Source organism: Vibrio sp. R15-SG3-ISO1A (genome assembly GCF_059833955.1).
This window is the reverse complement of record NZ_JCBDGH010000053.1, coordinates 1-4,884: the sequence shown is the minus strand read 5'-3', so window position 1 is coordinate 4,884 and position 4,884 is coordinate 1. Positions and strand designations below refer to the sequence as shown.

Below are 4,884 nucleotides of genomic sequence, written 5' to 3'. Positions count from 1 at the left end.
GACGGCGGTGTTTGGCACCTCGATGTCGGCTCATCACATCCTGGGGCTGAAGTCGGTCCCAAGGGTATGGCTGTTCGCCATTTAAAGTGGTACGCGAGCTGGGTTTAGAACGTCGTGAGACAGTTCGGTCCCTATCTGCCGTGGGCGTTGGAAGATTGAAGGGGGCTGCTCCTAGTACGAGAGGACCGGAGTGGACGAACCTCTGGTGTTCGGGTTGTGATGCCAATCGCATTGCCCGGTAGCTAAGTTCGGAATCGATAACCGCTGAAAGCATCTAAGCGGGAAGCGAGCCCTGAGATGAGTCTTCCCTGATACTTTAAGTATCCTTAAGGGTTGTTCGAGACTAGAACGTTGATAGGCAGGGTGTGTAAGCGCTGTGAGGCGTTGAGCTAACCTGTACTAATTGCCCGTGAGGCTTAACCATACAACACCCAAAGGGTTTTGATGGACTCAATGAAAGAACATTGAATGTGTATAAAAAGAGACGAGTGACTAGTTCCTAGTCGCTAGAAACGATAAACACAGCTTTCCGAATTATTAAGTTCTAGGAACTAGGGTCTAGGCACTCAGCTTCTAGGAACTTAAACAAATTTTGCTTGGCGACCATAGCGATTTGGACCCACCTGATTCCATGCCGAACTCAGAAGTGAAACGAATTAGCGCCGATGGTAGTGTGGGGTTTCCCCATGTGAGAGTAGGACATCGCCAGGCTTTGAACATTATCTATTTGAAGCAAGATTGAGATAAGACTTTAAATAGACCACTGCGGAGTGGTAGTTCAGTTGGTTAGAATACCGGCCTGTCACGCCGGGGGTCGCGGGTTCGAGTCCCGTCCACTCCGCCACTTATACTAAGCCCAGTCGAAAGACTGGGCTTTTTTACGTTTAACGCTCCCGAAAGTGCTGTGTACTTTTTCGCGGGCCGGAATGCCGGACCATCGAGTCCCGTCCACTCCGCCACTTATACTAAGCCTTAGTCGAAAGACTGAGGCTTTTTACGTTTAACGCTCCCGAAAGTGCTGTGCATTTTTTCGAGGGCAGGGGCCTGTCTGCTCGAGGCTTTTCTGCAGACAAGAAAAAGCCAGCACACTGGCTGGCTTCGAAGAGAGAGCAAGGCGAGATTAAAGAATAATGTCTCGCACTTCAGGATCTTTGCGTTCTAGGTAGTGTGTCGATTTAATGCGACGAATGGTGCGGCAGCGTCCACGGATCAGTAAGGTTTCTGTGGTGGCGATGTTACCTTGGCGCGTAATGCCCTCAAGCAGGTCACCTTTGGTGATGCCAGTGGCAGAAAAGACGACGTTATCGCTGCGAGCCATCTCTTCCATAGTCAGCACAACATTGGCTGTCACGCCCATTTCTTCGCAACGTTTTAGCTCAGCAGCGCCGTAGATGCGGTTTTCTTCGCTATCACCTTTAACTTCATGTCTTGGTAGCAAACGGCCATGCATATCACCATCGAGTGCACGGATCACAGCGGCAGACACCACACCTTCTGGTGCGCCGCCAATGCAGTACATCATGTCGACTTCACTGTCAGGCAGGCAGGTAAGAATGGAGGCGGCCACGTCACCATCAGGTACGGCAAAAACGCGTACACCCATTGCTTGCATCTCAGCAATCACCTTATCGTGACGCGGTTTTGCTAAGGTGATCACCACAAGTCGATCGAGCGGCTTGTTGAGCGCTTCAGCGACGTTAATAAGGTTCTCTTTGAGTGGCTTATTGAGGTCGATACAGCCTTTTGCGCCTGGCCCCACAACCAGTTTTTCCATATACATATCTGGGGCTTTTAAGAAGCTGCCTTTTTCACCTGCGGCCAGAACAGCCAGCGCATTGGACTGACCCATGGCTGTCATGCGGGTCCCTTCAATTGGGTCAACCGCGATATCGACACAATCACCACCTGTACCTACTTTTTCACCGATATACAGCATAGGCGCATCATCGATCTCGCCTTCACCAATGACAATCTCACCTTCGATTTCTGTCTTATTAAGCAGGGTACGCATCACTTCGACAGCGGCACCGTCGGCGGCGTTCTTATCGCCACGGCCAAGCCATTTATAACCCGCTAGGGCTGCGCCTTCGGTAACTCTTGAGAATGCCATTGCTAAATCGCGTTTCATGATGACTCCAACTGGTAGGAAAAACTGAACAAAAATAAATCGCCGCGATTTTAGCACATCACTAGGGAAACGTTTGCCTTTTTGGTTCAGCAGGCTTGAACTGGATCAAACCAGGGTCAGGAAAATGGATGGATCCATTCATTCGTCTGGTCTTGTAAAGACTGAGTCAAATTGCGTTGTTTTTTTAATCGAATGACGCAGATTTGCAAATATAGGGCGTGTTTAAAGCGGCTTGGCTGAGTAGAATGGAAGGTAAATGGGTTTGTCATGTCGTATGACCCAACCATCCAGAGAATGATTAAAAAGGTAGGCAACGATGTCTTTTGAAGTACTAGAAAAACTAGAAGCAAAAATCCAAACCGCGGTTGATACTATCACTCTGCTTCAAATGGAAGTGGAAGAGCTTAAAGAAGAAAAGCAGAAGCTAGCAAACGAAGCGAACGAGCTGCGTACAAGCCGTGAAGAGTTGGTCGCGCAAAATCAGCAGATGCAACAAGAACACACAGCATGGCAAGAACGCATCCGCAGCTTGCTAGGTAAGATGGAAGACGTTGAGTAATCACCGCTTCTGCAGACTAAAAAGGGTTGGCACTGTGCCAACCCTTTTGCTTTGATGTCTGTCAGATTAGACCTGAGGGCGCACGCCCAAAGTGTGGCAAAGTGCGTAGGTCATTTCGGCGCGGTTGAGAGTGTAGAAGTGGAAATCTTTCACACCTTCACGACTTAGGATACGCACCATGTCGATGGCTTGGCTCGCACCCACCAATTGGCGAGTGGTTGGGTCGTCATCCAGCCCTTCAAATTGTTTCGCCATCCAGCCAGGGACTTTGACGTTATTCTGCGCGGCAAAACGTGAAGCTTGTTTAAAGTTGGAAACAGGAAGGATGCCCGGAACAATTTCGACATCAATGCCAGCCGCAACACTGCGATCACGAAAGCGTAGGTAGCTCTCTACATCAAAAAAGAACTGAGTAATGGCGCGGTTTGCGCCTGCATCGACTTTACGCTTGAGGTTCAGCAGATCCGACTGCGCACTTTTTGCTTCAGGGTGTACCTCGGGAAAGGCTGCAACAGAGATATCAAAGTCGTGACGTGATTTAAGCAGTTCCACGAGATCGGAGGCGTACATATCCGGTTTGCCACCACCAGGAGGAATATCACCGCGCAGTGCGACGATGCTTTCAATACCATTGTTCCAGTAATCGTCAGCAATCTGAATGAGCTCGTCACGGCTGGCATCGATACAAGTGAGATGAGGGGCCGCAATTAGGCCGGTCTCGGCTTTGATCTCTTTAATGATGGAGTGAGTGCGATCACGCTCGCCGGAGTTGGCGCCGTAAGTAACAGAGACAAATTTAGGCTTAAGGGTTTTGAGGCGATGAACCGAGTTCCACAGCGTCTCTTCCATTTTTTCGCTGCTCGGAGGAAAGAACTCGAATGACACATTGATGTTGTTCGATAGCTCGGCAATATTTTGGTTTAAAGCGTCAATATGACTCGCGTGTGTGTATCCCATCTTTCTCTCTCCGTGTGGCGACCCTATCCGTAGGTAACTGCAGCCCCAACATTCAATTTGATTAAATCGACGTTTAGACGTCTATATGTCCACAGAGTGTATTGAATACGTTTTAATGTCAACACTCCCACCATGAATTTTTTTCAAGTTCATAATGAGAGAATTTGAAGTGCGCGCAGAACGACGCCCGAATAAGAAAACAGGTTGCCGAAGCAACCTGTGAAACTAGAGAAAACTGGACAACAAGTTAAGGTCTGATTGAATCGCGCCTGAGGTCACTTCCCGACCCGCCCCCGGTCCACGAATGACCAGTGGGTTGTCCTTATACCATTTGCTCTCAATCGCAAAGATGTTGTCGCATGGTAACAGGTTGGCCAAGGCGTGCTCTTTGCTGAGTGCTTCGACACCTACTCGAGCTTTACCGTTCTTTTCCAGTCTGGCGACGTAGCGCAGCACTTTGTCTTCACGTTGCGCTTTCTCTAACCTTTCTGCTAGCTGTTCGCTGAGCTGTTGGCTGTTATCGAGAAAGTCATCCAGTGAGAGATCGGCCAGTTCATCGGGCACTAAGCTCTCGACTTTGACCGATTCAGGTTCAATCTCGAGACCGGCTTCTCTGGCTAAGATGACCAGCTTGCGCATTACGTCAGAGCCATCGAGATCCTGCCTAGGGTCTGGCTCGGTTAAGCCTTGCTGCCACGCTAAATCGACTAACTCGGCAAACGGTACGCTGCCATCATATTGTTGGAACAACCAAGAGAGGGTGCCAGAGAAAATCCCTGAGACCGCATAGATGACATCGCCACTTTCACGCAAATCGCGCACAGTGTGGTTGATCGGCAAGCCTGCTCCAACGGTGGCATTGTAGAGCCAATGGCGGTTTATTTTGGAAAACGCATCTTGGACTTGGTGGTAGTAAGCACTTGAGGCAGAGCCGGCAACCTTATTGGCAGAGATAAGATGCATGCCTTGCTCGGCTATATCGAGGTAGCGCTCAGCTAACTCTTTACTCGCCGTCACGTCGAGTACGACCACATCGTCATAGCCCTGAATCGCACCGAGGCGCTGGATCCACTCGCCTTGCTGATAAGGGATAGACTCTTCATCGAAATGCTCACTGACCGCGCTAGGATCGATGCCTTGGTCATTAAACCAATAGGTTTGGCTGTCGATCACCGCCACGAGCTCAAAACTCATTCCACGACGCTTTTCTAGCTCTGCTTTTTGTTCTGCAAACAGGGTT

At 49.6% G+C, this 4,884-nt stretch carries 4 protein-coding genes, 1 tRNA gene and 2 rRNA genes; 4 read left to right on the top strand and 3 right to left on the bottom strand.

Features of this window, described 5'->3' with window-relative positions; genetic code table 11:
• From AC6R0L_RS07685 to AC6R0L_RS07675, 3 genes are all read left to right on the top strand, one after another.
• Positions 1-424: ribosomal RNA gene (locus AC6R0L_RS07685) — 23S ribosomal RNA — on the top strand; the annotation flags it as partial.
• Positions 425-595: 171 nt separating this feature from the next.
• A 5S ribosomal RNA gene (gene rrf / locus AC6R0L_RS07680) occupies positions 596-711 on the top strand.
• Between the two features lie 56 nt (positions 712-767).
• Positions 768-844 (top strand) — tRNA-Asp (locus AC6R0L_RS07675).
• A gap of 276 nt (positions 845-1,120) precedes the next feature.
• Here the strand turns inward: AC6R0L_RS07675 and glpX are convergent.
• Positions 1,121-2,128, bottom strand: coding sequence for a class II fructose-bisphosphatase (gene glpX, locus AC6R0L_RS07670; protein WP_334555688.1), 1,008 nt, complete (start codon positions 2,126-2,128; stop codon positions 1,121-1,123).
• Positions 2,129-2,444: 316 nt separating this feature from the next.
• On the opposite strand from glpX, the gene zapB reads away from it, so the two are divergent.
• The gene (gene zapB, locus AC6R0L_RS07665; RefSeq protein ID WP_334555687.1) at positions 2,445-2,687 is read left to right on the top strand and encodes a cell division protein ZapB; all 243 of its coding nucleotides are present in this window, start codon (positions 2,445-2,447) and stop codon (positions 2,685-2,687) included.
• Between the two features lie 66 nt (positions 2,688-2,753).
• Here the strand turns inward: zapB and metF are convergent, their stop codons facing one another.
• Together metF and metL are read right to left on the bottom strand one after the other, a co-directional pair.
• Entirely contained in the window at positions 2,754-3,644 is an 891-nt protein-coding gene (gene metF / locus AC6R0L_RS07660) for a methylenetetrahydrofolate reductase (protein ID WP_487902563.1), read from the bottom strand.
• A 225-nt stretch (positions 3,645-3,869) separates the two neighbouring features.
• Positions 3,870-4,884: bifunctional aspartate kinase/homoserine dehydrogenase II (gene metL, locus AC6R0L_RS07655; protein WP_500628785.1), on the bottom strand; the 1,015-nt coding region annotated here is incomplete at its 5' end.